General features: G+C 68.6%; 23 protein-coding genes. 18 read left to right on the forward strand and 5 right to left on the reverse strand.

Annotation, left to right across the window (positions count from 1 at the left end):
- Positions 1–625, forward strand: a 625-nt coding sequence (locus U4E84_RS06835; protein WP_322531347.1) for a DHHA1 domain-containing protein, incomplete at its 5' end; no start/stop codon positions are given.
- Positions 626–662: 37 nt separating this feature from the next.
- Here the strand turns inward: U4E84_RS06835 and U4E84_RS06840 are convergent.
- On the reverse strand, positions 663–1226 hold the full coding sequence (locus U4E84_RS06840; RefSeq protein WP_322531348.1) for a HalX domain-containing protein: 564 nt from the start codon (positions 1224–1226) through the stop codon (positions 663–665).
- 145 nt (positions 1227–1371) lie between these two features.
- On the opposite strand from U4E84_RS06840, the gene U4E84_RS06845 reads away from it, so the two are divergent.
- Positions 1372–2100, forward strand: coding sequence for an ATPase domain-containing protein (locus U4E84_RS06845; protein ID WP_322531349.1), 729 nt, complete (start codon positions 1372–1374; stop codon positions 2098–2100).
- A 55-nt stretch (positions 2101–2155) separates the two neighbouring features.
- Here U4E84_RS06845 and U4E84_RS06850 read toward each other — a convergent pair whose 3' ends face one another.
- Entirely contained in the window at positions 2156–2494 is a 339-nt protein-coding gene (locus U4E84_RS06850) for a helix-turn-helix domain-containing protein (RefSeq protein ID WP_322531350.1), read from the reverse strand.
- A 182-nt stretch (positions 2495–2676) separates the two neighbouring features.
- On the opposite strand from U4E84_RS06850, the gene U4E84_RS06855 reads away from it, so the two are divergent.
- The 4 genes from U4E84_RS06855 to U4E84_RS06870 all read left to right on the forward strand — a co-directional run bounded on the left by U4E84_RS06855 (position 2677) and on the right by U4E84_RS06870 (position 5299).
- Complete coding sequence (locus U4E84_RS06855; RefSeq protein ID WP_322531351.1) at positions 2677–3015, forward strand: hypothetical protein; 339 nt, start codon at positions 2677–2679, stop codon at positions 3013–3015.
- A 325-nt stretch (positions 3016–3340) separates the two neighbouring features.
- Entirely contained in the window at positions 3341–3925 is a 585-nt protein-coding gene (locus U4E84_RS06860) for an archaellin/type IV pilin N-terminal domain-containing protein (protein ID WP_322531352.1), read from the forward strand.
- Between the two features lie 2 nt (positions 3926–3927).
- Positions 3928–4557 carry an archaellin/type IV pilin N-terminal domain-containing protein gene (locus U4E84_RS06865; protein ID WP_322531353.1) on the forward strand — a complete coding sequence of 210 codons (630 nt, stop codon included), beginning with the start codon at positions 3928–3930 and terminating at the stop codon, positions 4555–4557.
- 85 nt (positions 4558–4642) lie between these two features.
- Positions 4643–5299, forward strand: coding sequence for a hypothetical protein (locus U4E84_RS06870; protein WP_322531354.1), 657 nt, complete (start codon positions 4643–4645; stop codon positions 5297–5299).
- 33 nt (positions 5300–5332) lie between these two features.
- Here U4E84_RS06870 and U4E84_RS06875 read toward each other — a convergent pair whose 3' ends face one another.
- Positions 5333–5803 (reverse strand): zinc ribbon domain-containing protein, encoded by a 471-nt coding sequence (locus U4E84_RS06875; RefSeq protein WP_322531355.1) that lies wholly within the window; start codon positions 5801–5803, stop codon positions 5333–5335.
- Between the two features lie 229 nt (positions 5804–6032).
- Between U4E84_RS06875 and U4E84_RS06880 the strand changes: the two genes are divergently transcribed.
- The 10 genes from U4E84_RS06880 (at position 6033) to flaJ (ending at position 17738) form a co-directional block, all read left to right on the forward strand.
- Positions 6033–8513: a BGTF surface domain-containing protein gene (locus U4E84_RS06880; RefSeq protein ID WP_322531356.1), complete on the forward strand. Its 2481-nt coding sequence runs from the start codon at positions 6033–6035 to the stop codon at positions 8511–8513.
- A 105-nt stretch (positions 8514–8618) separates the two neighbouring features.
- Complete coding sequence (gene cheY / locus U4E84_RS06885) at positions 8619–8975, forward strand: chemotaxis protein CheY (protein ID WP_322531357.1); 357 nt, start codon at positions 8619–8621, stop codon at positions 8973–8975.
- Positions 8975–10189, forward strand: coding sequence for a chemotaxis protein CheC (locus U4E84_RS06890; protein WP_322531358.1), 1215 nt, complete (start codon positions 8975–8977; stop codon positions 10187–10189). The genes cheY and U4E84_RS06890 overlap by 1 nt, the downstream gene beginning before the upstream one ends.
- An 80-nt stretch (positions 10190–10269) precedes the next feature.
- The gene (locus U4E84_RS06895) at positions 10270–10728 is read left to right on the forward strand and encodes a chemotaxis protein CheD (RefSeq protein WP_322531393.1); all 459 of its coding nucleotides are present in this window, start codon (positions 10270–10272) and stop codon (positions 10726–10728) included.
- A gap of 133 nt (positions 10729–10861) precedes the next feature.
- On the forward strand, positions 10862–12568 hold the full coding sequence (locus tag U4E84_RS06900) for a FlaD/FlaE family flagellar protein (RefSeq protein ID WP_322531359.1): 1707 nt from the start codon (positions 10862–10864) through the stop codon (positions 12566–12568).
- Positions 12558–13034, forward strand: a complete 477-nt coding sequence (locus tag U4E84_RS06905) for a flagellin (protein ID WP_322531360.1) — start codon at positions 12558–12560, stop codon at positions 13032–13034. The genes U4E84_RS06900 and U4E84_RS06905 overlap by 11 nt, the downstream gene beginning before the upstream one ends.
- Positions 13035–13532: a flagellar protein G gene (locus U4E84_RS06910; protein WP_322531361.1), complete on the forward strand. Its 498-nt coding sequence runs from the start codon at positions 13035–13037 to the stop codon at positions 13530–13532.
- Position 13533: 1 nt separating this feature from the next.
- Positions 13534–14283 (forward strand): ATPase domain-containing protein, encoded by a 750-nt coding sequence (locus U4E84_RS06915; protein ID WP_322531362.1) that lies wholly within the window; start codon positions 13534–13536, stop codon positions 14281–14283.
- Positions 14284–14299: 16 nt separating this feature from the next.
- Positions 14300–15973 (forward strand): ATPase, T2SS/T4P/T4SS family, encoded by a 1674-nt coding sequence (locus tag U4E84_RS06920; RefSeq protein ID WP_322531363.1) that lies wholly within the window; start codon positions 14300–14302, stop codon positions 15971–15973.
- Positions 15974–16001: 28 nt separating this feature from the next.
- Positions 16002–17738: an archaellar assembly protein FlaJ gene (flaJ, locus tag U4E84_RS06925; RefSeq protein ID WP_322531364.1), complete on the forward strand. Its 1737-nt coding sequence runs from the start codon at positions 16002–16004 to the stop codon at positions 17736–17738.
- Positions 17739–18019: 281 nt separating this feature from the next.
- Here flaJ and U4E84_RS06930 read toward each other — a convergent pair whose 3' ends face one another.
- A complete protein-coding gene (locus U4E84_RS06930; RefSeq protein WP_322531365.1) occupies positions 18020–18940 on the reverse strand; it encodes an NAD(P)-dependent oxidoreductase in 921 nt (306 codons plus the stop codon).
- Positions 18941–19083: 143 nt separating this feature from the next.
- On the opposite strand from U4E84_RS06930, the gene htpX reads away from it, so the two are divergent.
- Positions 19084–19953, forward strand: coding sequence for a zinc metalloprotease HtpX (gene htpX / locus U4E84_RS06935; protein ID WP_322531366.1), 870 nt, complete (start codon positions 19084–19086; stop codon positions 19951–19953).
- 82 nt (positions 19954–20035) lie between these two features.
- Positions 20036–21331: an MFS transporter gene (locus U4E84_RS06940; protein WP_322531367.1), complete on the forward strand. Its 1296-nt coding sequence runs from the start codon at positions 20036–20038 to the stop codon at positions 21329–21331.
- A 669-nt stretch (positions 21332–22000) separates the two neighbouring features.
- Here the strand turns inward: U4E84_RS06940 and U4E84_RS06945 are convergent.
- Entirely contained in the window at positions 22001–22789 is a 789-nt protein-coding gene (locus U4E84_RS06945) for an IclR family transcriptional regulator (protein WP_322531368.1), read from the reverse strand.
- Between the last annotated feature and the right edge of the window lie 19 nt (positions 22790–22808).

Here is a 22808-nt window from a genome sequence, read left to right on the forward strand (position 1 = left end):
GGTGGGCCGCGCGGTCGCGTCGGGCGTCCCGTCCGACCGGATCGAGGCGCTCGTCGGCACCTCCTACACGCTCGTCGACGAGGAGCCCGGCACCGAACTGCGAGACGTCAGCGAGTTCTCCACGCTGCTCAACGCGACCGCGCGCTACGAGCGCGGCGACGTCGGCCTCGCGGTGTGTCTCGGCGACCGCGGCGACGCGCTCGCGGAGGCCCGGCGGCTGCTCCGCACCCACCGGCGGAACCTCTCGGAGGGGCTCCAGTGGGTCAAAACCGAGGGCGTCACCGACGAGGACCACCTCCAGTGGTTCGACGCGGGCTCGCGCATCCGCGAGACCATCGTCGGCATCGTCGCGGGGATGGCGATCGGCTCCCCCGCGGTCGACCGCTCGAAGCCGGTGATCGCCTTCGCCGAGGAGAGCGCCGATGAACTGAAGGTGTCCTCGCGCGGCTCGCACGCGCTCGTCCGACGGGGACTCGACCTGTCCGCGGTGATGCGGAAGGCGAGCCAGACCGTCGGCGGCGACGGCGGGGGCCACGACGTGGCCGCGGGCGCGACCATTCCGATCGACGAGCGCGACGCGTTCGTCGCGGCGGCCGACGAGCTGGTCGGCGAGCAGTTGGAGTAGCGCGGTCAGGCGAGAACGAGATTCGGGAAGCGTCGCGTCAGGCCTCCCCGAGGTCGCGGAACATCGCGCGGTAGTCGTCGGCCGACAGCGACTCGCCGAGGTCGTCGATGTCGGCGTCGATCGCCTCGAGCCGGTCGACGAGCTCCGCGTACGACTCGTTCCCCTCCCGCTGGGCGGCGGGCTTCTGGGAGCTGAGGACCGCGCGCTTGCTCGCCAGCGCCGCCGCCTCCTGCACGAGGTCGTCGTACTCGCTGCGCGTGAGGAGCGTTTCGATCGCCGCCAGCAGCTTCGAGCGACTGACGGGCTTGGTGAGGTACAGGTCGAACCCCATGTCGATGATGTCGAAGTCCGGCTCGACCGCGGTGACCATCGCGACGCGGCAGTCGTAGCCGGCCTCGCGGATGCGTTCGAGCACGTCGTCGCCGCTCCCGTCCGGGAGACGGCGGTCCAGAAGCACGACGGCCACGGTCTCGTCGACGCGGTCGATGGCCTCGGCGGCCGTCTCGGCGAGGGTCACCTCGTACTGCTCCTCGAGGAAGCCGGCGTACAGCGCTGCGATGTCGGGCTCGTCCTCCACGACGAGGACAGAGGGATCGCTCACCGCCGATCACCGCCGGAGTCGACGGGAGACGCTTCACCGGGCATACATGAACGGCTGACGCGTCGAGAAATAAAGCTATCGCCGTCCGTGCGGTCGGTCGCGGCGGATCGTCTTTTATATACTCCGGCCGCAAAGAACGAGACGAATGTCAGAACTTGTCTCCACCGGGGTCGAGGGGCTCGACTCGATCCTCACCGGCGGCATCTCGGAGCGGTCGACGGTGCTCGTCTCCGGAAATCCCGGGACCGGCAAGAGCATCTTCGGGATCCAGTACCTCCACCACGGCGTCGCCGAGCACGGCGAGCGCGGCGTGTACGTCTCGTTCGAGGAGGACGAAGCGGACATCCGCGGCGCCGCGGAGTCGATCGGACTCGACGGCTTCGGCGACTTCGTCGACGACGGCGACATCGTCATCCTGGACAAACGCGAGATGCTGCGAGAGACCGACTTCTCCACGGCGGTCGACCGGCTGCTCGACACGATCGAAGACGGGGAGTTCGACCGGCTCGTGCTCGACTCGCTGTCGATGTTCCAGCTCTTCTTCGACGCCGAACAGGAGAAGCGGACGTACCTGCTGAAGTTCTCGGACATCCTTAAGGCGAACGGGCTCACCTCGCTGCTCATCAACGAGCAGGGTGCCGTGTTCCCGGACACCGAAGTGGGTCTGGAGAACTTCCTGACCGACGGGAACATCTACTTCATCCAGACGCCGACCGACTCCGGGGTCAACCGGTACGTCTGGGTGGCGAAGATGCGGAAACAGGACATCGACACCGACATCTTCCCGATGGAGATCGGCGAGGGCGGGATCACCGTCCACGAGCGGGCGGGCGGGTTCTCGATGATGGGGCGGTCGGACGAGCCGTCGTTCTAGCGGAACACGACGGGAAAAGCCGAGGGTACGGAGGGAGCGCGGGAGCGCCAGAGGCCTACTGGCTCGACGAGAGGTCGCGCCAGACGTCGTCGAGCCGGTTCTTCACCGCGGATCGCTCCTCGACCTCGACGGTGAGCCCGTCGCGGAAGTCGACGTCGACGCCGTCGACCTTCCGGCGGTACACCTTCACGCGGCGGTGCTCGTCCGAGAGCGGTCGGTCGTGGAGTTCGAGCAGGTTGGCCTCCTCCAGCTCGTTGATCCGTCGGTAACACGTCGCGATCGGGACGTCGAGCTCGTCGCTCAGGTCCTGCGCGGACATCGCCTCGCCGGTCGCCGTCAGGATGTCCGTGTTGTACTTGTTGCCGAGCACAGTGATCAGGTCGTCCCCCGCCATTCTCGTTATCGCTGTTGATTTTTAGGTTTAAAAGGGTACCGGTGATCACAGGCGCCGTAAAGCCGAGAGTAAACCGGCAGCAGGCGCCGTACCGCCTCCGGCGAACGCAGCGGTAGATCTGGTGTTATCGACGGTGATAGCCGCCACCGTGGGTTTATATGTCGATTTCGAGCAGGGGACGTATGGAGCTCATCGAGGCGCTGTATCTCGTGACGACCACCGTTCTCGCGGGTACGAGCGCGACGCTGCTGGCGTTCGCGGTCGCCGCGTACCGGTCGTCGGGACGGACGGCGATGGCGTATCTGGCAGTCGGGTTCGGGCTGCTCGTCGTCGCCGCCGTGGCGACGCCCGTCGCCGGCTTTCGGACGTCGTTCGCCAACGCGGAGGCGCTGCTTTTGATCAACACCGGACTGCTGGCGGCGTCGATGGCGCTCGTCGCCGGGAGCCTCGCCGTCTACGAGCCCGGCGCGCGGGAGTTCGTGATCCCCGAATCCGAGATCGCGCGGATGCAGGACCGATAGCGTCCCGCGACGCGACGGAGTACGGAATCGACGAGACGCGAGAGCGACGGGTTCGGGTGCTTCGCCCGCCTCTTCGCGAACGGCGGAGTCACCGGCGGAACCCGAGATTCACGCGCACGTCCATCGGCGTTCATAGTATCTAAGCCGATAATCAGCCCGCGATATCGTTGATAATTTTGGAAATTATTTCATTGGATTTAACCGAAAAATCGCACGACTGCGGAGTTTTATCAGGTCGAATAATCGGCACGGAGTCTTTAATAGTGAAATATTGTTCCCTACCGATAACGCCCGCCGGGCAGACCGGGGGCCGACGCAACACACAATGTTCGAAACCATACAGAACGAGGAAGAGCGCGGTCAAGTGGGGATCGGGACCCTCATCGTGTTCATCGCGATGGTGCTGGTGGCGGCGATCGCCGCCGGCGTCCTGATCAACACGGCCGGCTTCCTCCAGACGCAGGCGGAGGCGACGGGCGAGGAGAGTACGAGTCAGGTGAGCGACCGACTCCAGATCGTGAGCCAGTCCGGGAACGTGACCGACGACGGTGATAGCCGCGAAATCGACAACATCAGTCTCACGGTCGCTCAGTCTCCAGGCTCTGACAACATCGACCTGAACGAGACGACGGTGGAGCTCGTCGGTACCGGCGGTCAGGAGACGACCGAGCTTAACGAAGACATGATCGACATCTTCACCGAAGACGAAGATGGTGCCGTCGTGCTGACTGACAGCAGCGAGCGCGCGAATATCGAGCTCGAGCTTGACGGCGACGATATCGAATACGGGAACCTCTCAGGTGGCGACCAGCTCTCGGTGACGTTCACCACGCCGTCCGGGGCGACGACGAGTGCCGACCTCCGTGTCCCGACGACGCTGACCGACGAGGAAGACTCGGTGAGGCTGTAACAATGTTCGAGTTCATCAACGACGACGAGCGCGGTCAGGTCGGTATCGGGACCCTCATCGTGTTCATCGCGATGGTGCTGGTGGCGGCGATCGCCGCCGGCGTCCTGATCAACACGGCCGGCTTCCTGCAGTCGCAGGCCGAGTCGACCGGCGAGGAGAGCACGGACCTCGTCTCCGAACGGATCGACGTGACGAGCTCGGTGGGGATCGTCAGCGACGCCGAGGAGGGGAACCTCAGTGAGATGCGCGTCGGCGTCGCCGGCTCCGCCGGTTCCGACCAGATCGACCTGAGCGAGGCGACCATCGAGGCGGTCGGGCCGGACGGTCAGGAGAACCTCGTGTTTAGCGGCCCCCCAGAAGGTGACGACGCGACCAACATCTCTGATAACGAATTCGCCGTCAAGCAGGACGGCGACTACGTGGACTCGGACAGCGCGATCCTCGACGGCGACAAACAGCTAACGATCGTCCTGAATCCGGAGGCGCCTCCGTTCGGTGACGAAAACGAGGAAGCGTTCGGCGAGGGCGACTCCTCCTCGCTGGAGATCGTCTCGCCGTCCTCGGCGACGACCTCGGTCGAACTCCAATCACCCGACCTCTACGAGGAGGACGACGAGGCGGTCCGACTCTAACGAGCCTCGAACAGCCCCCGAACCACTTCCCCGGCGGATCCCTCCGCCCGGAACACCTATTTTATCGCGCGTCCACGACTACGCCATGAGTGACCACGACGCACCGGCGGGCGACCCGGACGCGCCGCCGGTCGACCCCGAGGACCTCGACTTCACCGACGACGAGAGCGTCGTCGAGATCGGGGAGAGCCGGTACGTCGTCGGGACGAACGGCCGCCCCAACGTCGGGCGGTCGCGTCCGGAGGGCCGGGCCGTCGACGAGTCCGGGTTCACCGCCGCGGAGCCCGCGAGCCCCGCGGAGCGTCGGCCGGCGGGCGCGGACCCGCGGGCGAACGCGTCCGGGCCGGACGTCGCCGGGGAGAACGCGCGCGGCGGAGGCGACGCCGAGGTCGACCGGCAGGCCGTGAGCCGGTGGCTGGCGACCTCTTTCGACGGCGACGGGTTCACCTACGGCATCGACGCGACGCTCCACGTCGACGGCGACACCACCCGCCAGCGGATGGTGTCGAACGACGTGACGGCGACGTTCGACGCGCTCGTAACGTGGTTCGCGTCGAACGCCGGCCCGAGCTCGCCGACGCCGGAGGCGCTCGGGCTGCTGCTCGTCGCCTCGGAGACCACCGTCGACGTGCCGCCGGTGGCCATCAAGCGGTTCGCCGCGAGCCACGGGCTCACGGCGAGCGACAGCATCGGCGACCTCGTGCGCGCGGCGGAGGAGGCGGACGGCTTCCGGATCGAGTGAGGCGGTCAGGACGGCCCGGCCGATCGGGCGCGGCTACAACAGGTACAGCAGCGCCGCGCCGAGCACCGCGAACAGCGCGTACAGCCCGGCCATCACCTCGCGTTTCAGCGGGCTCCCGAGCGGCTCCGCGGTGAGCCGGCGGATCGGCGGGAGGATCGCGATCCCGCCGAGTATCAGGAGGAACGCGCCGACCCGCGGTACCAGGGTGAGCGCGACGACGATCGTCCCGTACCCCGCGACGTAACAGCCGCGTCGCCAGAGCTGCTCGCGGTCCGTGAGCTCCTCGGTCGGGACGAAGCCCGCGACGCCGTCGTCGTCACCGCCGCCGGACTCGTCGTCGAAGCCGTCCCCGCTCGCCCCCGCGTCGGTGGCGACCTTGCGGGCCTGCCGCTGCACGTACTCGTCGAGCTCTTCCGCGGCCGCCTCGGTCTGGGGGGCGCCGCAGTCGACGCAGTAGCGGGCCGCGTCGTCGATGGACGACTCGCACCGGGGACAGGTCTTCATCCTCACCGGAACGGAACCGCAGTCGGGCTTAACTCTTCGGGGTGCGACTCGCACATCGATCCCGCTGCAGTCTGCCGATTCGTCCCGATACGCGTCGCGGCGACCGACTCCGATTCTCTCAGGAGATAATCGGGGGCGTACGCTTTAGTCGCTGAGATCCCGACCGTGTAGCAATCGACGGTGAGCCGTTCGCGCGGCTCGGCCCCGTCACGACGGACCCGACACCACGATGACCTCCAGAGTTCCCCCGGACGACGCGGACCGGTCCGACAGCGCGTCGACCGACGGTTCACGGGGAGAGTGGGTCGATTCCGGCGTCGAGCGGGGCGATGAGGCCGCGGAGCGGGACGCGCGAGTCGGCGAGCGCGCTCGACTCGCGACGCTCGGGGCGACGCTGGTCGCCATCGCGGTGCTCCTCGCACTCCTCGGGGGCGCGGCCTCGGGACCCGCCGCGGCGGCCCTCGACGAGAGCGACGTGGCCGGCGGGGGCGAGACTGCCCGGGCGATCGAGACCGACGCGGCGACCGGGGCGGGCGACGCCGTGAGTCGGGAGGTCGACGGCTCGTTTAGTCGATCGACGTACAACGGGACTGCGGGCGATCCGGTGGAGATCAGACACGTCGCCGACGCCTCCGGCAACGACACCGCCTACCTCTTGGTCGGCGGCAACCGCCTCACCGACGACGGCGGAACGGTGGGGTACGTCGACGTGCTCAAGGTGGACGACGGGTCGACGACGATCAACACGCGGCTCCTCGGGACGAACGAGAGCGACGTCGACAGCTGTAGCGCCCCGGACGTGGACTGCGACCTCGAATTCGAAAACGAGGACGGGGAGGTGATCGCCGAGAACCTCACGGAGCTCTCCGACTCGGTCGGCGCGACCGGCGCGGGCGGCCTCGCGCGGCCCCCGGTCCCGGAGCGATACCGGCTCGCGATCACGAACGGCACGTTTGTCGTCCGGGACTCCGGTGCCGTGGACCCGGTGAAGGTGGCCGCGGAGTCCGATCTCGTGTTACGGGAGCCGACGTTCCACGACGAGGTCGAGGTCTTCACGACCGCGGACGCCGACGTGATCGCCGACGGCGACGGGGGCGAGGCGGCCGACGGAGAGGGGGACGAGACCGAGTCGCTCGACGACCTCAGGGATCACGGGGTCGACCGCACGGCGGTGACGAAGGGCGACCGGATCGTCCTCGGCTTCGAGTCGACCGGGATCTGGGGCGCCCTGTCGCACTTCGCCGCGAACCGGACGGGCGAGTCCGGGGACGAGAGCCCGATCGAGGCCGGGACGACGGTCGATCACCGCGTCCTCGTCGACCTCCTCGAGGCCGAGGAAGGGGTCTCGCTGCGGGTCCGGCAGACGAATCCCGGCCGGAACAAACGCCCGACGGAGCTGGACCTCGCCGACGCCGACCCCGACGACGTCACCCTCTTTCTCGCGGAGGGAGAGGAGCTCGACCGCGGGGACGCCGACCGCGCGCCCGGCCGCTTCTACCTCGCGATAGACACGAGCGACGGGGGCCCGTTCACCGACGACGTCGAACCGGGCGACGAGTTCTCGGCGGAGTTCGCGCTGGAGGGAACCGAGGGCGAGCGGTACGCCTTCCGCGACGGGGGAGAGCCCCCGGCCGCGTTCGGCGCGGCGTCGGAAACGGACGACGACCTGTCGGAACAGTACCCGTACCACGGGACCGACGACGGGCGCGTCGACGCCGAGGCGACGTTCAGCGTCCGGGAGCGCTACCTCCGATACGACCACGTCACCGACGACGGCACGCTCCTCGTCGAGGCCGACAACGGGACGATCACCGGGACGACCTCGGTGTTGCCCGAGACGGAGCTGTCGGCGACGACCGTCCGGGACACCGACGAGACCCCGAACCGGACCGAATCCGAGCTGTCGATCGAGGACGGGAACGTCTCCGTGGACAGCGGTCTCGCCGGCGCGGAGCCCGGGACCGAAGCGAGCTACCGGCTCTACCGAGGGCAGTCGCTGCAGGAGAGCAGGGACGTCCTCGTCGTCGAGAACGCCACGGACCCCGACCGGCTGCGGTTGGCGAACGGGACGACGACGAACCGCACCGTGACCCGCGGCGAGTCGCTGGCGAACCTCACCGCGGCGGTGGAGAACACCGGCCAGGTGCGGAACCGAGAACAGCTGACGCTCGACGTCGACGACGGGGCGATCGTCGAAGAGCGACACGTCACGGTCGCGCCGGGGGCCTCGGAGAACGAGACGTTCGCGGAGGTCGACGCCGACTTGGAGCCGGGCGAGTACCCGTACTCGCTCGCGATCGACGGCGACAGGGTGAACGGGACGCTGATCGTCGAGGCGGACCCGGCGGTGACGCGCGTGGACGACGCGAACGGAACGGACGGCGAGGCGAACGGATCGAACGACGACGCGAACGGATCGAACGACGACGCGAACGGATCGAACGACGACGCGAACGGATCGAACGACGGCGAAACGGCCGAGGACGACTCGACCGAGGATGACTCGACCGAGGACGACTCGACCGACGAGGGCTCGGACGAAGCGTCGACCCGGGGAGACGACGGAGAGACGCGGGACGAGGAGGGATCCGACCAGGAGGGGTCCGACGAGGCGCCGCCGACGCTCCTTCCGTTCGGAATTGGAACCCGCGAGACGTTCGGCGGGACGGTCCTCGTCGGAGCGACGTACCTCCTCGGCCACTGGGTCTGAGCGGGCGGAACCGACCCGATCGTCGGCTCTCGTCGGAGTCGATTCTCAGCACTGAGAACCGTGGGGGAGCGGTTAAGTGACCGCTGGACCGCGTTCCGGACGACAATGGCGACGCGCGTGCTCATCGCGGACGACTCGGAGTTCATGCGGAACCTCCTCCGAGAGATACTGGAGGGGGAGTTCGAGATCGTCGGCGAGGCCGAGAACGGCGTGGAGGCGGTCAACATGTACGAGGAGCACGGCCCCGACCTCGTGATGATGGACATCGTGATGCCGATCCGCGACGGGATCGAGGCGACGGGGGAGATCCTCGAGTCGAACCCGGAGGCGACGGTGATAATGTGCACCAGCGTCGGCCAGGAGGAGAAGATGAAGGCCGCCATCAAGGCGGGCGCTGAGGGGTACATCACGAAGCCGTTCCAGAAGCCGAACGTGCTCGACGCCATCGGATCGGCGGTATAATGCGGGTCGACGTCCGGGCGCTCGGCGCGTGCAACCGCCTGGCGGAGCGGGGGGCCGACCGGGCCGCCGGCGCGCTGACCGAGCTGACGGGGACCGACCTCTCGGTGGAGGTCACGGGCGCGAGCGTCGCCAGCGGCGAGGACCTCGCGGAGGCGTTCGCGGGGCGCGAGTCGATCGGCGTGAGCGTCGGTCTCCGGGGCGGACTGGAGGGCGAGGCCGTGCTCGCGTTCGACGCCGCCCACGCGGACGCGCTCCTGTCGCTGCTTCCCGGCGGCGCGGCGATGGGGCGCAGCGCGGTGACGGAGGTCGGCAACATCGCGCTCGGCGGCTTCCTGGACGGCTGGGCGAACTACCTCGGGCGGGCGATCGACATGACGCCGCCTCGCTACTTCGAGGCCGAGGGCGCCGCCGTTCTGCCCGACGGGGCGCTCACCGGCGACGGCGTGTTCCTCTTCGAGAGCCGGCTCGACGCGACGGCGACGGACCTCGATTTCGCGATCTACATGCTTCCCGACTCCGGGCCGTTCCGCGACCTCATCGTCGGGAAGACCGCGCCGGCCGCGGCGGCGGGCGCCGAGGGGGCCGGCGACGGGAGCGCGGGCGACCGCGGGAGCGCCGGCGGCACCGCGGTCCCGTACGAGTCGCTGGCGACGTTCGCGTCGCTGGCGAAGCGCGGCTCGGCGAACGCCGCCGACAACGTCGCGATGATGACCGGGCTCGACACGACCGTCGACGTGAGCCGCCTGCGGTTCGTCCCGCTCGCGGACGTCCCCGCGGAGGTCGGCGTCGAGCCGCACGCGGGCACCGTCTTCGAGCTCCGCGGGAAGCCGAGCGGCTACCTCGCGATCCTCTTCGAGGAGGAGTCTGCGGCGACCGTCGCGGCCGCGATGCTCCCGAGCGAGCCCGACGAGCCGCTCGGCGGGATGGCCGAGAACGCCCTCTGCGAGCTCGGGAACGTGATGACGAGCGGGTTCATCGACGGCTGGGCGAACGTGCTCGGCACCTCGATCACCCACTCGCCCCCGGAGTTCGTCCACGACATCGGCTCGGCGACGATCAGTCCGCTGGTCGCCAGGCTGAGCCGCCGCCAGGACTACGGCTTCGTGATCGACGCCGCGATCCGGACGGCGGGCACGCGGGCGCGGTGTGACGTGTACGCGCTCCCGGACGAGCGCGAGCTGACGGCGGCGCTCGACCACCTCTCCGAGCCGTGAGTCACCCCTCGTCGACGTGCGGCCGAGAGAGACGGGGGGACGCGGTCGGGCACGGAGGCGGTCGCGACGGGGAACGCCGCATCAGGGTCGGAGTGGGCGAGCTCGCCGTCGCCGCCGACGGCGAGACGCTGACGACGAGCGGACTCGGATCCTGCGTCGCCGTCGCGCTCGTCGACGAGCGAGCGGAGGTTCGCGGACTCCTCCACGCGATGCTTCCGACCGGCGACGAGGCTCGGACGGCGGCGGCTCGACCGGGGAAGTACGTCGACGCCGGCATCGACGCGCTCGTCGCCGAGCTCGCCGAGGCGGGCGCCTCGCCTGAACGCCTCGAGGCACGCGTCGCCGGCGGCGCGGAGATGCTCGATCTCACCGACGCGGTCGGCCCCCGAAACGTCGAGCGGGCCCAGCGGTGGCTGGCGGCGGCCGGCGTCCCGATCGTCGGCAGCGACGTCGGGGACGGCGTCGGCCGAACGGTCAGCTTCGGACCTGACGGCACGCTCGTCGTCCGGGCGGCCGACGGGTTCGAGCGCAGGCTGTGACGGCGGAGCCGCGGTCGCAACGCGACGCCGCGTGAGGGGTTCACACGGGACTCGTCGTCGGGAACCGTCGGTTTTCTCACACCTGATATTTTGAGGGGTGAATTGAAGTGCGGTCTGGGGGTCGTACTCGGTAATGGGCCTCGAACTACCGGTGTGGGGAGCTCCAACGGCCGCCTGGACAGTCGCCGCGCTGGGGCTCGTCGGTGCGAGCGTCCTCGACCGCTTCCTCGACGACGGCGGCTCCGACGACGACGCCGGAGGCGTGGGCGGCGGCGACGACCCCTTCGGCGGGGGGGGAATGGGCGGCGGGGGAATGGGCGGCGGGATGGGCGGCGACGGCCTCGACGACTTCGACGGGATGGACGAGTGGGACGACGGCTTCGACGAGGGCGGCGGCGGCGCCGGAGCCGACACCGACGAGCTGGAAAAGCGGCTCGACGACCTGGAGAACGAGGTCGCCTCGCTCTCCTCGACGGTGTCCACGGTCCGGTCCGAGAACGAAGAGATCTCGGCCGCGGTCGACGACATCGAGGAGGACGTCAGGAACCTACTCGACATCTACGAGATGGTCACCCGCGGGATCAACCCCTTCGTCGACGACTCGAGCGGCTTCGAGAGCGTCGACGGCGGCGGCGAGGGGTCGTTCGGACTCTTCGACGACGACGGCGAGGAGGAGGACGACGGCCTCGACGAGGACGTCGCGAACGCGGACGCCGACGGCTTCTTCGACGAGGACGTGCTCGACGACGGGACGGACGAGTTCGACGAGCTGGGCGAGGAACTGGACGGCGACCACACGGACGACGGTGACGACATGAACGACGACGGAAAGAGCTTCAGCGAACTGAAAGAGGAGTACGACGCCGGGGAGGCCGACTGGGCCGAAGAGGACGGCGGCGACGCGGACGCCGCCGAGGAGGACCCGTTCGACGACGGGACCGACTCGTTCGACGACGACCTCGGCGACGAGACCGACCCGTTCGACGACGGATTCGACGACGGAGGGTTCGACGACGCGGCGGCGGACCCGGCCCCGGAGCGTCCGGGCGGACAGCGGCCGGGGGGTGACCCCGCGGAGGCGACCGGCGACGGCTTCGAGTACGTCGGCGAGGACGACCTCTCCGGGAGTCGGGGGAAGCCGTACCTCACCGCTCTCCCCGGCGACTACGTCGGGGACCTCCTCGTGATGGAGTGGCTGGAGTTCCTCGTCTCCGAGAGCGACGTCACCGACGCGGTGCGCGCGATCAACTACTACGAGCGGATCGAGTGGGTCGGTCCGGAGGCGGCGGCGCGGCTCCGCGACTTCCTCTCCGGGTTCGGCACGATCGACCGCAACCTCGTCGACCGACCCGGGACCGACCGGCTCGTCCGGGAACACCACACCCGCAGCCTCCGGTACGTGACCCAGCTCAACGGGACGAGCGGCCACCTGCTGCTGCTCGACCGGTGGGACGACCTCGCCGGCGGCTCGCTGGTCGGCGGCGGGCCGCCTCCCGCGGACTCCCGCGGCGGGACACGCGATCGGCGCGGAGACCGCGGCGGGCGTCGCGAGGGGCGCGGACGCGACGATCGCGAGCACGACGACCGCGAGCGTGCCGACCGAGAAGGTGACGACCGGCGCGACGGTCGCTGGGACGACGACGAACGGGAGGATCCGCGAGCGAACGACGCGGAGCGTGGCGGCGAACGACCGGAGCGTGGCGGCGAACGACCGGAGCGTGGCGGCGAACGACAGAGCGGGTGCGAGCGGAACGGCGGCTCCCCCCGACCCATGAACGACCCGAACCCGCGTTCCGACCGCGCCGATCCGGCCGACGGAGGGTGGGGAGATGGGCGTTAGCGTCTCCGCGTCGACGGCGATCATCGTCGCGGGGCTGTTCTTCGCGTTCACCGCGTTCTACCCCGTCGCGGCCAACGGCTTCGAGCGCGTCACCGACGCGCAAAACGGCATCGAAGAGCGCTCGCTGGAGCGGCAGAACACCGAGTTCGCGGTGACGAACGCGACGTACGACGACGACGCGGGCGAGCTCGTCGTCGACGCCACCAACGACGGCTCGGTCGGACTGGTCGCCGGCGACGCGACGCTTCTCGTCGGCAACGAGTACGTCGACGTGGGCGGCGACGGGGCGAGCACGAGCGTCGACGGCGACGCCGACACCGAGCTCTGGCTCGGCGGCGAGACGCTGACGGTGACGGTCGACGAGTCGGCCCTGGAGACCGACGTGGTCGCGAACGAGACGCGGGTCGTCCTCGCCGTCGAGTCGGGCGTCCGCGACGCCGAGACGGTGACGGAGGTGAGCGGGTAGATGGCGAGCGTCCCCGTCTCTCACCTGATCCTGTTCATCGCGAGCCTCGTGATCGCGGCGGGCGTCGTCGGCACGATCACGACCGGCGTCGACCGCGTGAGCGGGGCCGTCGAGGACGCCGGGCTCGACGCGACCGAGCAGCTCCGGACCGACGTGACGGTCATCTCCGACGCGAGCGCCGGCGTCTACAACGAGAGCGGCGAGGAGAACGTGACGCTCCTGATAAAGAACACGGGGACCTATCGGCTCGCCCCCGACGGGTCGGGGCTCGACGTCATGTTCGACGGGGCGTACGTCCCGCGGGACGCGACCGAGGGCGAACTCGTCTCCGCCGGCTCGGGGGCGGCGTGGAGTCGGGGGGACGTCCTCCGGCTCACGATCGACGTGAGCCGGCTCGACGGGACGGACGAGGGGCTCGAGCCGGGGACGGACCACCGGGTGTACATCACCGTCAACGGCGACGAGGAGCTGTTCCAGTTCCGCACGGAGGGCGAGTGAGATGCCGCGCGACAACCTGCTCTCGATCGGCCTCGGCGAGCGCGACCGACTGAACAAGGAGCTCGGCGGGGGGATCCCCCGGGGCAGCATCGTCCTCATGGAGGGCGACTACGGCGCCGGGAAGAGCGCCATCTCCCAGCGGTTCGCCTACGGGCTCGTCGAGGAGGGCGCGTCGGTGACGCTGATGTCGACGGAGCTCACCGTCCGCGGGTTCATCGACCAGATGCACTCGCTGGAGTACGACGTGGTGAAGCCGCTGTTGAACGAGGAGCTGCTCTTTCTCCACGCCGACTTCGACTCGGGCGGCGCGTTCTCCGACGGCGACGGCGAGCGCAAGGAGCTGCTCAAGCGGCTGATGAACGCGGAGGCGATGTGGAACTCGGACGTGATCTTCCTCGACACGTTCGACGCCATCTTCCGGAACGACCCGACGTTCGAGGCGCTCGTCCGGAAGAACGAAGAGCGCCAGGCCGCCCTAGAGATCATCTCCTTTTTCCGGGAGATCATCTCCCAGGGGAAGGTCGTCGTCCTCACCGTCGACCCGTCGGCCGTCGACGCCGACGCGATCGGCCCGTTCCGGTCGATCGCGGACGTGTTCTTCCAGCTGGAGATGATCGAGGTCGGCAGCGACATCCGTCGGCAGATCAACGTGAAGCGCTTCGCGGGGATGGGCGAACAGGTCGGGGACACGATCGGATTCTCGGTCCGGTCGGGTACCGGAATCGTCATCGAGAGTCGCAGCGTCGCGTGAAGGATCCGAGTAGACCATGACCGAGCACGGAACCGCGAAACCGTCGGAAGAGCTCCGGAAGGCCGCCATGCGGCGGCCGCACCTCCGCGAGCACCTGCGGGAGTTCAAACAGATAACCGGGGAGTTCCCGCAGTTCATCGAAGAACCGAAACCGGAGTACGAGTCGAACCGGCCGAACGTCATCTACCCCGTCGGGGGGCCGATCTACAGCCACATCTACGGCGACCTCGGGCAGGACACGAAGTACTACGCCATCGAGCCGGAGGTGTCCGGCCCGCAGGCCGAGATCCTCAATCAGGTCAAAAACAGGCTGCTCACCGTGAGCGGCCAGCACAGCGCTCCCGGCTCGGAGGCGGAGTACGACGACCTCATCGAGGAGCTGTTGGAGGAGGTGACCCACGTCGACGACGAGTCCACCGGCTGGCGCCGCGGCGTCTCGAAGCTGCTCAACGCCGGGAAGCTCTCCGTCACCGAGGAGACCTACGAGAACATCCGGTACCGGCTTAACCGCGACATCGTCGGGCTCGGCCCCCTGGAGCCGGTGATGCGCGACACGGCCAACGAGGACATCCACGTCATCGGCCCGAAGGAGTGCCACGTCGATCACGGCACCTTCGGCATGCTGGAGACGACCGTCGACTTCGGCACCAAACAGGAGTTCGACAACTGGCTGCGCAACATGGGCGAGCGGATCGGCGACCCGCTCTCCGACTCAGATCCGATCGTCGACTCCACGCTGCCGGACGGGTCGCGTATCAACATCATCTACTCCGACGACGTCTCGCTGAAGGGCTCCTCCCTCACGATCCGGCAGGGCGAGGAGGTGCCGCTGTCGGTCAACCAGATCACCAACTGGGGGACGCTGTCGCCTGAGCTCGCGGCGTACCTCTGGCTCTGCTTGGAGAACGAACAGACGGTGTTCGTCGTCGGGGAGACGGCGTCCGGGAAGACGACGACGCTGAACGCGGTCCTCTCGTACATCCCAAGCGGCTCGAAGATCTACACTGCGGAGGACACCGCCGAGGTCATCCCGCCGCACAACACCTGGCAGCAGCTGTTGACCCGCGAGGGGGGCGGTGAGGGGAGCTCCGATGTCGACATGTTCGACCTGGTCGCCGCCGCGCTGCGGTCTCGCCCGGACTACATCATCGTGGGCGAGGTTCGGGGCGCCGAGGGGCGCATGGCGTTCCAGGCGGCTCAGACCGGCCACCCGATCATGCTGACCTTCCACGCGTCCGACATCGTCTCGATGATACAGCGGTTCACCTCCGAGCCGATCAACGTCCCGGAGACGTTCATGGACAACGCCGACGTGGCGCTGTTCCAGAACCGGGTGAAACAGGGCGACGACGTGCTTCGGCGGGTGACGAGCGTCCAGGAGATCGAGGGGTACTCCAAGGAGATGGAGGGGGTCGTCACCCGCGAGGTGTTCAGCTGGGACCCCGTCGAAGACGAGATCGTGTTCCAGGGGATGAACAACTCCTACGTGCTCGAAGAGCAGATCGCGACGCTGCTCGGCTACGCCGACACCCGCGACATCTACGACGACCTCTCGTTCCGCGCGGAGCTGATAGAGCGGATGATCCAGGAGGGGATCTTGGGCTACCACGAGGTGAACGAGGCGATAGACGCCTTCCAGCGCGACGGCGTCGAGGGACTTCCCTTCGAGATGCACCGGAACGTCAGGTGATCGCCGCGATGAGCGAGGTCGAGGGGTAATGTCGGTGAAACAGGTCGGCAGCGGGCTCGCGACGGCCGCGGAGCTGACGTCGGCGATCCTGGAGTCGTACGACAAGCTCGACATCTCGAAGCGGAAGTACGTCGGGCTCGTGTTGCTTCCGGCGGTCGCCGTGTTCCTCGCGAGCGTCGCCGGCCTGTTCCTCCTGCCGCTGCCGCTCGCGGCGCGGGTGCCGGTCCCGATGTTCGGCGCGCTCGTGCTGGTCGCGGCGGTGATCTACCCGAAGATCTACCTCTCCAGCCTGGAGACGCAGATCGACAACCAGCTCCACCTCGTGATGACGCACATGACCGTGCTGTCGACGACGAACATCGACCGCATGGAGGTGTTCCGGACGCTGGCCCGGGAAGAGGAGTACGGCGTCGCGGCCGAGGAGATCCGGCGGGTGGTCCACCTCGTCGACACCTGGAACCAGAGCCTCGACGACGCGTGTCGGCGGCGGGCCGAGGAGGTTCCCTCGGACGCGATGGCCGACTTCTTCGACCGGCTCGGCTACACGATGGGCGCGGGCCAGTCGTTAGAGGAGTTCCTCGTCTCCGAGCAGGACGTGATGCTCGCCAAGTACGAGACGCTGTACGAGTCCTCGCTGGCGAACCTGGAGGTGATGAAGGACCTGTACATGTCGATGATCCTCTCGATGACGTTCGCGCTGGTGTTCGCCATCGTGCTCCCGATCCTGACCGGAAACGACCCGACCGCGACCGTCGCGGCCGTCATCGTGCTCTTCGTCTTCGTCCAGCTCGGCTTCTACGCGATGATCCGGGCGACGTCGCCGTACGACCCGATCTGGTTCCACCCGGACGAGCGCGCGCCCGGAGACCTGCGGCTGTGGGCGTCGCTGGGGGTCGGCGGCGGGCTCTCCTTCCTGCTCATCGGGATCACGGCCGCCGGGATGTTCGGGTACGGGCCCGGGCTCCCCGGACTGCTCTGGTTCCTCGACGACGTCCGGCTCCCGCTGTACCTCGCCGTCCCCATCTCGCCGCTTTTCGTCACCGGGGTCATTCTCCGGAAGGAAGAACAGCAGATCACGGCCCGGGACGGCGAGTTCCCCTCGTTCGTTCGCGCGCTCGGCGCGACCGAGAGCGCCAAGCAGTCGACGACGACGGACGTGTTGACCACGCTGCGCGAGAAGAACTTCGGGGCGCTCTCGCCCGCGATCGAGCGGCTCTACCGTCGACTCAACATGCGGATCAGCACCGAGGGCGCGTGGGAGCGGTTCACGTACGACACGCGGTCGTACCTCGTCCAGAAGTTCTCCGAGATGTACCTCGTCGGTCGGCGGATGGGCGGGGACCCGAAGATGCTCGGCGAGCTGATCTCGAAGAACATGAACGCCGTGAACCAGCTGCGCGAGCAGCGCCGGCAGGCGGCGGTGACGTTCATCGGGCTGCTGTACGGGATCACGGCGGCGGCGACGTTCGCCTTCTTCATCGGACTGGAGATCGTCGCGATCTTAGCCGACCTCACGGCGGACTTCGAGCTCGACCAGATGGACATCGGCCAGATCGTCTACCCCGGCGCGTACGACATCCCGCTGATCGAGTACCTCCTGTTGACGGTCGTCCTCTTCAACGCCGCGCTCTCCTCGCAGATGATCCGGCGGATCGACGGCGGCAACCCCGCGAATGGGTACATCCACTTCGTCCTCCTGACGTGGCTCGGGGCGGCGACGGCGATCGCGACCCGAACGCTCGTCAACGCGATCCTGTCGATTTAGGACTGGGAACGTTCTGTCGCTCGTTTATAAATGGCTTTTAACAGTGGGGCGGGCTGCTCAGAATTTGCAGCCGTTCGCTTATAAATGGTTACCAACGCATCGACGGTGAACACCTCCAAAGCCCCGGCCGCACAGCAATCGCACCTCACGCCTCCCCAGCCTCGCCGCTCGCGCTTACAAGCGCTCGCGGCGTCCCTCGCACGCGCACCTCGCGGTCGCCGTCGGCGACCGCTCGGAGGCGCGCGCCACCGCACTGTTTTATAAGGGGCTTTCCTCGCGGTCTACTCAAACAGCGTCGGCTCAGGGACGTCCTCGTCGGCCGCCGCGCGCCACGACCGGCTCGGCTTCCACCCGAACAGCCGCTCGGCCTTCGCGACCGCGTAGGCGCCGCGGTCGTCGCCCTCCGCGACCCCGCAGTCGTCGGGGACCGCGCCGTACGACTCGCGCAGGAGGTCGAGTAGGGGCCGGCCGAGCGCGTTGTCGGCGGCGACGCAGTTGACGGCCTCGTGCGTTCCCGGGGGAACGGCAGCGTTCGATTCCCCGGCCACGTCGAGCGCGGCGGCGACGAGGTCGGCGACGTCGCGGGCGTCGACGTACGACCAGAAGTTGCCGGCGCCGGCGTCCAGGTCGTCGACGTAGCCGTCGCTCCGGCACGGGTAGTCGCCGGGGTACTGGATCCACGAGGGGCGGATCGACACCGCGGACACCCCCTCGCGGCGCGCGACCGCACCGGCGGTCGCCTCCGCCGTCACCTTCGAGAGCCCGTACGGGTCCTCCGGTCGGAGCGGGTGGTCCTCGGTGACCGGCAGTTCGTCGGGGAGCGGCGTCGGCTCCGCGAAGAAGAAGCCGTACGCGCCGTCGCTTGACGCCTGCACGATCCGGGCGTCGGCGCGGCCGGCGGCGTCGAGGACGTTCTTCGCGGCGCGGACGTTCGTCTCGAACACGCGCCCGTCGGGGTGGGTGCCCGCGACCGGGATCGCCGCCCAGTGGACGACGGCGTCGGGGTCGACCGCGTGGACGACGTCGAGCGCCGCGCCGCGGTCGGCGAGGTCCGCCGCGCGGAACGAGAGGTGGGGGGCCGGGGCGACGTCGAGGCCCGGGTGATCGTAGTCGACGACGACGACCTCGTAGTCGCCGGCGAGTCGGTCGACGACCCAGCGCCCGGAGGCGCCGCGGCCGCCGGTGACGAGGACGGTCTCCATGCGTGGGGGTCGCCGTCGCGGGGCAAAAGCGCACCGTCACCGGCCGCGGGCGACCGAGGCGGCCCCGTCGGGCGGTCCCGCGGGCGCAGCGGGCCCTCCCGAACCCCGGCAGCCTTTAATCCCACGAACGGTAAACCCCGGATATGGAATGGAAGACCGACTGGGGACTCCGTGGACGGATGGCGTTCACGATGTTCCTCCTCTTCGCCCTCTACGTCGTGTTCGTCGGTGCGCTGACCGTGTACTTCGGCGACTTCCTGTTCCCGCTGATCATGCTCGGCGGGTTCTCGGTCGCCCAGTACTTCTTCAGCGACAAGCTCGCCCTGCGGAGCATGGGCGCACGCGAGGTGGACGCCGACGAGTACCCGGACCTCCACCGGCGGATCGAGCGCCTGAGCCAGCAGGCCGACCTCCCGAAGCCGACGGTCGCCGTCGCCGACACGCAGGTGCCGAACGCGTTCGCGACCGGCCGGAACAGGAAGAACGCCACCGTCGCGGTGACGACCGGGCTGCTCCGGTCGCTGGACAGCGACGAGCTCGACGGCGTGCTCGCCCACGAGCTCGCACACGTGAAGAACCGCGACGTGATGGTGATGACGATCGCCTCCTTCCTCTCGACTATCGCCTTCTTCATCGTCCGGTGGGGGTGGCTGTTCAGCGGCGACAACCGCCAGGGCGCCCCCGTCATCGTCGCCATCCTCGTGTCGATCCTCGTGTGGATCGTCTCGTTCCTGCTGATCCGCGCGCTCTCGCGGTACCGCGAGTACACCGCCGACCGCGGCGCGGCGCTCATCACGGGCAAGCCCGGCGCGCTCGCGTCCGCGCTGATGACGATAGACGGCCGGATGGACCGCGTGCCGAAGGAGGACCTCCGTCAGGAGGCGGAGATGAACGCCTTCTTCATCATTCCGATCAAGTCGGGGTTCATCGGGAAGCTCGCGTCGACGCACCCGTCGACCGAGAAGCGCGTCGAGCGGCTCCGCGAGCTCGAGCGGGAGATGGAGACCGCCTGAGCGGCCCCGGTCCTCGGCGAGGACCGACGGCCCGAACGTGAACGTGTCACCCTTTTAGGTGGGGGCCCGAGACGGGTCAGCCATGAGTCTCCTCGGCGACCCGACGAAGCGACGCTGGCTCGGGTGGGGATCGCTGGCGGTCGTCTTCCTGCTCGTTAACGTCCACCGCCTCTCGACGGCCGTGCTGTCCGAACAGCTGATCGACGCCTTCGGCGTCACCGCGGCGCAGCTTGGGACGCTACACGCCTCCTTTTTCATCATCTACGCGGTCGTGCAGATCCCCACGGGCGTTCTCTCCGATCGGTACGGCGCCCGGTACGTCGGCGCCGCGGGGGCGCTCGTGCTCAGCGCCGGCGCGATCGGCTTCACGCTCAGCGGGAGCTATCTCACGGCGTTCCTCGCACGGGCCGTGATCGGGCTCGGCAGCGGCGTGATCTTCATCGCCACGCTCCGCTTTTGCGCGAGCTGGTTCCGGACCTCCGAATTCGCGACGATGACCGGTCTGACGACCGGGATCGCCGGGCTCGGCGCGATCTTCGCGACGGTTCCGCTGGCCGTCGCCATCGACCGCGTGGGGTGGCGGCCGACGGTGCTCGCGCTCGCCGCGACGGGGTTTCTCGCGGCCGGTGTCGTCTTCGCGCTCGTGCGACGCTCGCCCCGGGACGCCGGCCTCGACTCCATCGAGAACGTTCCGGACCAGCCGTCGACGACGCTCCGCGAGACCGCCGGCCACCTGCGGGCGCTGCTGTCCGACGTCGACCAGTGGCTACTGTCGGTCGTGTTCTTCTCGGCGATGGGCTCTATCCTCACGGTGATCGGCCTGTGGGGCGTCCCGTACCTCGTCGTCGTGTACGGGGTCGACGTGACGACCGCGTCGTGGTTCGCGCTCGTCGGGGCGGTCGGCATGCTGCTCGGCGCGCCCGCGATGGGACGCGTCTCCGACCGTCTCGGCCGGCGTCTCGGTCCGATGATAGCCGGGCTCGGTCTGTTCACCCTCGTGCTCGCGATCGTCCCGGTCTTCGGCGATCCGCCGCTGGCGGTCGTCGGCGGGATGTTCTTCCTGATCGGCTTCAGCCTCGGGTTCGTCATGCTCGCGCTGCCGATCATCAAAGAGCAGTACCCGCCGAGCGCGAGCGGCGTCGCCACCGCGACGGTGAACGGGGCCGGGTTCTTCGGCGGCGCGGTCCTCCCGACGGCCATGGGGGTCGTCCTCGACGGGTACCGGACCGGCGACGTCGTCTCGGGCGCCGTCGTCTACACCGAGCTCGGCTACCGAATCGCCTTCTCGGTCACGACCGTCGCCGTCGGCCTCGCCTTCTGCAGCGCGGTGTGGCTGTCGGTCAGGGAGCGTCGGCGGACGGCGGCGACACCTCAGTGAGCGCGACGTGGTACCAGAACGGAATACAGTTACGTATCCAAACATAACTGTCGAAGTGACACGTTTCCGTTCGGAAGACACGGACGCGCAGGAGAGGGGGTGGACGCGATGGCAGTCGACCGACGACGTGTGAGAGACCCCACGTCCGATCCCTCCTCTCGGCGGCGTCTAGCGGTCGACGTTCCGTGGATTTCGACGAGCCAACGGAGTTTACTGCGGTTCGTCGGAGAGGTCGCGAACGGGAGTGCGGCCATAGACGGGTGAGGGAACGCGTTCGAACGGGGCCGAGAGCCGGTCTCCTGCCGGAACGTTCCCCGCTCTGCCGGAACACCCCTCGACTGGAGCGTCACCGAACTCCGACGGATGCGTGTACTCAAAAACCATATGAAATCCGAGAGTATCGCAGACGGTGTTCGATCTCGAAACGTTCTAGAACCGACCAAGATTCCTGAGCACACCGATGCGCGTCACTCGATCTCGGACGGGGATATCGGGCGCCGTCGATGACGTGTCCGTTTCTGCCGGGATAAAATAACAGCAGTACCGCTGTTATGTACTCGCGGTGACGGAGACGGGGACACCTCGCGTTACCGGGAGAGCGATACGTTCGGCTCAATCGCGTTCGAAGTGCTCGAATGCGTGAGGGCGACGGCGGCGACACGAGGGTGGCTACGAGTGTGCGATGTTGAGCTCGAGTTCGTTCGCCGCGCCGAGCAACAGCTTCGGGAGTTCGGACTCGAGCCGCTCTCCGTCGAGGCGATGAGACGGGCCAGTGACGCTGAGCCCGCCGATAACGTCGCCGTCGGGGCCGCAGATCGCGACGCCGACGGCGTGGGTCCCGAGCAGCGACTCCTCCCTGTTGAAGTAGTACCCCCGCTCTCGGCCGGCCTCGATCTCGGCGCGGAGCTCGTCCGGGTCGGTGATCGTGTGCGCCGTCACCGGCTCGAACGACATGCGTTCGAACATGTCGGACAGCTCCGGATCGGACAGCTCGGCGAGGATGGCCTTCCCTGCCGAGGCCGCGTACAGCGGGATGCGACTGCCGATCCCGGGGTCCGTGCGGACCGCTCTGTCGCCGACGGCCCGGGCGAGGTACACCGCCTTCCCGTGCTCTTCGACGAAGAACTGCGCGCGCTCCCCGGTGACCTCGGCGATCTCCTCGACCTTCTCGCGGACCAGGTCGTAGCCGCGGTAGCTGCCGCGCGCGGTGACGCCGATCTCGAGGAACCGGAGCCCGACGTGGTAGCCGTCGCCGCGCCGGACGACGTAGCCGAGCTCCTCCAAGGTGTGCAGGTGTCGGTGGACCGTGCTCTTCGCGTAGTCGAGCTCGGCCGCCAGCTCCGCCAGCGACGCGCCGTCGTCGGCGACGAGCCGTTGCACCACGTCGAACAGCGTCTCCGCGGTCCGAACCGAGTCGGCTTCGGTCCCGTTCTCGGCGTCGATCGGTGAGTTGGGCATGCTCGACGCTCGTCGCTCC

The organism is Halorubrum sp. AD140 (assembly GCF_034497445.1).
Taxonomy (GTDB): domain Archaea; phylum Halobacteriota; class Halobacteria; order Halobacteriales; family Haloferacaceae; genus Halorubrum.

What these genes read in the sequence shown, in the direction of transcription:
- U4E84_RS06845 (WP_322531349.1), top strand. Translation starts at nt 1,372, where the DNA reads ATGTCAGAACTTGTCTCCACCGGGGTCGAGGGGCTCGACTCGATCCTC.
- U4E84_RS06850 (WP_322531350.1), bottom strand. Translation starts at nt 2,494, where the DNA reads ATGGCGGGGGACGACCTGATCACTGTGCTCGGCAACAAGTACAACACG.
- U4E84_RS06855 (WP_322531351.1), top strand. Translation starts at nt 2,677, where the DNA reads ATGGAGCTCATCGAGGCGCTGTATCTCGTGACGACCACCGTTCTCGCG.
- U4E84_RS06860 (WP_322531352.1), top strand. Translation starts at nt 3,341, where the DNA reads ATGTTCGAAACCATACAGAACGAGGAAGAGCGCGGTCAAGTGGGGATC.
- U4E84_RS06865 (WP_322531353.1), top strand. Translation starts at nt 3,928, where the DNA reads ATGTTCGAGTTCATCAACGACGACGAGCGCGGTCAGGTCGGTATCGGG.
- U4E84_RS06870 (WP_322531354.1), top strand. Translation starts at nt 4,643, where the DNA reads ATGAGTGACCACGACGCACCGGCGGGCGACCCGGACGCGCCGCCGGTC.
- U4E84_RS06875 (WP_322531355.1), bottom strand. Translation starts at nt 5,803, where the DNA reads ATGAAGACCTGTCCCCGGTGCGAGTCGTCCATCGACGACGCGGCCCGC.
- U4E84_RS06880 (WP_322531356.1), top strand. Translation starts at nt 6,033, where the DNA reads ATGACCTCCAGAGTTCCCCCGGACGACGCGGACCGGTCCGACAGCGCG.
- cheY (WP_322531357.1), top strand. Translation starts at nt 8,619, where the DNA reads ATGGCGACGCGCGTGCTCATCGCGGACGACTCGGAGTTCATGCGGAAC.
- U4E84_RS06890 (WP_322531358.1), top strand. Translation starts at nt 8,975, where the DNA reads ATGCGGGTCGACGTCCGGGCGCTCGGCGCGTGCAACCGCCTGGCGGAG.
- U4E84_RS06900 (WP_322531359.1), top strand. Translation starts at nt 10,862, where the DNA reads ATGGGCCTCGAACTACCGGTGTGGGGAGCTCCAACGGCCGCCTGGACA.
- U4E84_RS06905 (WP_322531360.1), top strand. Translation starts at nt 12,558, where the DNA reads ATGGGCGTTAGCGTCTCCGCGTCGACGGCGATCATCGTCGCGGGGCTG.
- U4E84_RS06910 (WP_322531361.1), top strand. Translation starts at nt 13,035, where the DNA reads ATGGCGAGCGTCCCCGTCTCTCACCTGATCCTGTTCATCGCGAGCCTC.
- U4E84_RS06915 (WP_322531362.1), top strand. Translation starts at nt 13,534, where the DNA reads ATGCCGCGCGACAACCTGCTCTCGATCGGCCTCGGCGAGCGCGACCGA.
- U4E84_RS06920 (WP_322531363.1), top strand. Translation starts at nt 14,300, where the DNA reads ATGACCGAGCACGGAACCGCGAAACCGTCGGAAGAGCTCCGGAAGGCC.
- flaJ (WP_322531364.1), top strand. Translation starts at nt 16,002, where the DNA reads ATGTCGGTGAAACAGGTCGGCAGCGGGCTCGCGACGGCCGCGGAGCTG.
- U4E84_RS06930 (WP_322531365.1), bottom strand. Translation starts at nt 18,940, where the DNA reads ATGGAGACCGTCCTCGTCACCGGCGGCCGCGGCGCCTCCGGGCGCTGG.
- htpX (WP_322531366.1), top strand. Translation starts at nt 19,084, where the DNA reads ATGGAATGGAAGACCGACTGGGGACTCCGTGGACGGATGGCGTTCACG.
- U4E84_RS06940 (WP_322531367.1), top strand. Translation starts at nt 20,036, where the DNA reads ATGAGTCTCCTCGGCGACCCGACGAAGCGACGCTGGCTCGGGTGGGGA.
- U4E84_RS06945 (WP_322531368.1), bottom strand. Translation starts at nt 22,789, where the DNA reads ATGCCCAACTCACCGATCGACGCCGAGAACGGGACCGAAGCCGACTCG.